This is a genomic window from Microbulbifer sp. (assembly GCF_036563125.1).
Lineage (GTDB): Bacteria > Pseudomonadota > Gammaproteobacteria > Pseudomonadales > Cellvibrionaceae > Microbulbifer.
In genome coordinates this window covers 1-3851 of record NZ_DATCMV010000047.1, presented here as the reverse complement: position 1 = coordinate 3851, position 3851 = coordinate 1, and the positions used below count along the sequence as shown (strand labels likewise).

The window sequence follows — 3851 nt, the reverse complement described above, 5'->3', positions numbered from 1 at the left end:
TCCAATCACGCCGGCGCCAGTGTTGCGGGCTATGAAATGTATGCCGCTACCAAGGGCGCCATCGTCGCCATGACCCGCGCCATGGCCTGGAGTCTTGGCCGTAAAGGCATTCGCGTGAACAGCCTGTGCCCGGGCCTTACCAATACGGAAGCGGTAGCCAGGGTGGCGGAAGGGAATCCCTCATTAGCGGCGTCCTTCGACAAAATGCACGCGGATGGAAAATACAACACGGTGGAAGAGGTGGGGCACATCGCCGCGTTTCTTCTCTCAACACATGCCGGTGCATTGACCGGTTCCAACCTGACCGCAGACCACGGCATGAGCGCTGCCCTGTGTCCCACTGATGATCTCAAGTAAAAGGTCTGTTCGATGAAGATTTCCGATATCAAGGTATACCCGGCCTGGGTGGGACACCGCAATCTGTGCCTGGTGAAAGTGGAAACCGATGAGGGTATCTACGGCTGGGGTGAGTCCGGCTTATCCAGTCGTGAGCTTGCAGTAGCTGGAGCAGTAAAACATTTTCGCCAGTTTCTGATTGGCCGTGATGCGCGCAATATTGGGGCCCTTTGGCAGGAGATGTACCGCAGCCAGTATTTCGAAGGCGGTCGCGTGTTGACTGCGGCCATTTCAGCGATCGATATCGCGCTCTGGGATATCGCCGGCAAGGCACTGAACGTCCCCACGTATCAATTGCTGGGTGGCAAGCAGCGCAATGAAATACCACTGTTTGTGACTTCCACCAAGCCCATGGGCCAGGCGCTGATGGATGACTTCCGCGCGTTGCGGGAGCAGGGCTGGGAGGTGATTCGAGCCACCACCGGTGAACATGGATCGCCAACCGAACCGACAACGTTTGATGTGCGTAAATCCATTGCCGCGGCCGCGGGGAGCTTAAGGGAGATCCGTCAGGAACTGGGTGAGGCGCTGGTACTGGGGATCGATTACCACCACCGTCTGTCGGTGGCGGAAGCGGCAAGTTTCTGCCAGAAGTTGGGTGAGGGGGTTCTGGACTTTATTGAAGAGCCCATTCGTGATCAGTCGATCAGCGCCTATCAGGGGCTGCGCAAGATGGTCAACGTACCCTTCGCCATCGGTGAGGAGTTTGCCAGCAAGTGGGACTTCATGCCGTATATCGAGCAGGACCTCACCAACTTTGCCCGCATCGACGTGTGCAATGTCGGCGGGCTGACCGAAGCCATGAAAGTTGCGGCGATGGCGGAGAGCCACTACATCGACATCATGCCACACGATCCGCTTGGGCCTGTGTGTACGGCGGCCACTATCCAGATGTGTGCTGCGGTGCCCAATCTCGCATGGTGTGAGATTGCGCCGTACGACAGTAATAAGTCAGACCACGACAAATATTTCATCAACCGTCCCCGTGAGAAAAATTGTGTCTACCCAGTGGGCGATGCGCCCGGGATCGGGATTGATGTACACGAGGAATTGATTGCGGAACAGTCCTTTAAATTCTGGGAAGCGCCGCGACTGTGCAAGCCGGACGGCAGCTACACCAACTGGTAACCGTTAATTCAAGACCAAAAAATAATTCTGGGGAAAACGATGAAATCTGAGAGATTGGAATCCAGCGCCGCGCGCATACTCGCGCGTTCACTCTTGAGCGTTGCAATTGCGTCAACCATGTTCGGCGGCCTGGCGGCTTGCGGCGGTTCTGAAAAGGCTCCTGCAAGCCAGAATGCCTCTGGGCAAGATGCTATTACCCAGAGATCGGATTCCAACCTGCTTGCCGAAGACTACTTGCTTGAAAGCTTCGACAGCGAAAATATTCCCGCTTCCGTCCAGGTCATCAACGGCAGCGCCGCCCTGGTGGACAACGGCAACAGTGGCCGTGCGCTCGAGATAAAGCTCCAGCTCAAGGACAACAACAGTGCCGCGCTGGTGATTGAACCTTCTGTACCCTGGGATTGGAGTGAATTTTCCGACTTCAATTTCGCCTTTGACGTGGCTAACCACGGCAGCGAATCGGTGCAGATCGATGTGACCATGACCGACAAGAATGGCGATAGCTATACACGAGGAATGGTTGTGCCCACCGGTGGCAAGGCGACCACTTATTACGCCAAGCTGGACGGACACGATCAGCTGGACCCGGAAGCGGTGGCCAAAAATGAGTTCAATTTTTCGTCGGGTTTGCGTTCAAACCCGGTTACCTGGCAGTCTGATGATCAGCAGCTGCATTCCTTCTGGGGTAAAAAACGGCTGGATCTGAGCGGAATCACCAAGATTGTTTTCGGATCTGATGGCAGCCTTAGCGACCGCCAGTATACGATCGATAATTTGCGCCTGCGCGCTAATCCCGCGATGGACAAAAATTTCCTCACCGGGCTGCTGGACCAATACGGGCAAAATGCCAAGGTTGACTATGTCGGCAAGATTCACTCTGACGAGGAACTCGCAGCCATGGTCAAAGAGGAGCTGGCGAGCTTGTCCGGCAAGCCCAATGATGATCGCTCGGCGTTTAGTGGTTGGAAGAGTGGACCGCGCTTTGAGGCAACTGGATTTTTCCGTACCCAGAAAGTCAATGGCAAGTGGTCGCTGATCGATCCGGATGGCTACCTGTATTTCTCGACCGGCATCGACATCATTCGTCTGTCGAATTCGTCCACTATTACCGGGTACGATTACGATCACGACCTGGTGCCAAAGCGCAGTGCAGACGATGTGGTGGCGGAAGATGACCAGCCACTGAACCGTGTTGAGCGCAAGGCGTGGGAGACCCGCAAGCTGGTTTCCGATACCCGTGCTGAAATGTTCAACTGGCTGCCGGATTTCGATGACGATCTCGGCAATCACTACGGCTACCGCCGCGAGACCCAGTCCGGGCCAGTGAAGCAGGGGGAAACCTTCAGCTTCTACAGTGCAAATCTCGAACGTCGATACGGGGAAACCTATCCGGAATCGTACCTGGATATCTGGCAAAAAGTTACCGTGGACCGGATGCTGGATTGGGGCTTTACTTCATTGGGCAATTGGGCGGCGGATCCCTTTTACAAACAGAAGCAGATTCCGTTTGTCGCCTTCGCCGATATCATCGGTGAATTCAGCACCCTTTCCAGCGGTTTCGATTTCTGGCACCCAGTGCCGGATCCTTACGATCCGCGCTTTTACCAGCGCTCCGTCGTAGCGGCCCAATCCGTATCCGCTCAAATTGAAAACAGTCCCTGGTGCATGGGAATTTTCTTTGACAATGAGCAGAGCTTCGGACGCCTCGAGAGCGACGAGTTGCACTACGGTATTGTAATCAATGCCTTGTCCCGTGATGCGGCGGACACACCAGCGAAAGCAGCATTCACGGGTATTTTGAAGAAAAAGTATGGCTCGATCGATGCACTCAACAAGGCATGGAACAAACAGGTTGCCTCATGGGACGCGTTCGAAAAGGGGGTGGATTCTGCTATCGCCACCGATGTGCAGAAGCAGGACTATACCACTTTGCTGCTGGATTACGGCAATCAGTATTTCGGCACCATCAACCGGGCGATGAAGTCTGTGATGCCCAATCATCTGTATCTCGGTTCGAGGCTGCCGAGTTGGGGCATGCCGGAAGAGATCGTCAAGGCGGCAGCTAACCATGTGGATGTAATTTCCTACAATCTCTATGAAGAAGGGCTCGTGCCGTCCAAATGGACGTTTCTGTCAGAGATTGACAAGCCCAGCCTGATTGGCGAGTTCAGCTTCGGCTCCGATGATCAGGGGCACTTCCACCCTGGTATCGTGATCGCGGCGGATCAGGAAGATCGCGGGCGGAAGTTTAAGAACTACATGAATTCTGTCATTGATAATCCTTACTTTGTCGGTGTGCATATGTTCCAGTACATGGATTCCCCCAT

The 3851-nt window shown here is 54.6% G+C and carries 3 protein-coding genes; all 3 read left to right on the top strand.

Translation table 11 applies throughout. From position 1 onward, the window contains the following. Window positions 1–357 (top strand): SDR family oxidoreductase (locus tag VIL80_RS03615; protein WP_332034795.1); only part of this gene is annotated, 357 nt, incomplete at its 5' end. A 12-nt stretch (window positions 358–369) separates the two neighbouring features. Continuing rightward, window positions 370–1524 carry a mandelate racemase/muconate lactonizing enzyme family protein gene (locus VIL80_RS03610; protein WP_332034794.1) on the top strand — a complete coding sequence of 385 codons (1155 nt, stop codon included), beginning with the start codon at window positions 370–372 and terminating at the stop codon, window positions 1522–1524. Window positions 1525–1563: 39 nt separating this feature from the next. Beyond that, on the top strand, window positions 1564–3851 hold a 2288-nt coding region (locus VIL80_RS03605), incomplete at its 3' end, for an agarase (RefSeq protein WP_332034793.1).

Bases quoted from the DNA above. Each gene is read 5' to 3' on its own strand.
- VIL80_RS03610 (WP_332034794.1), top strand. From the start codon at position 370: ATGAAGATTTCCGATATCAAGGTATACCCGGCCTGGGTGGGACACCGC.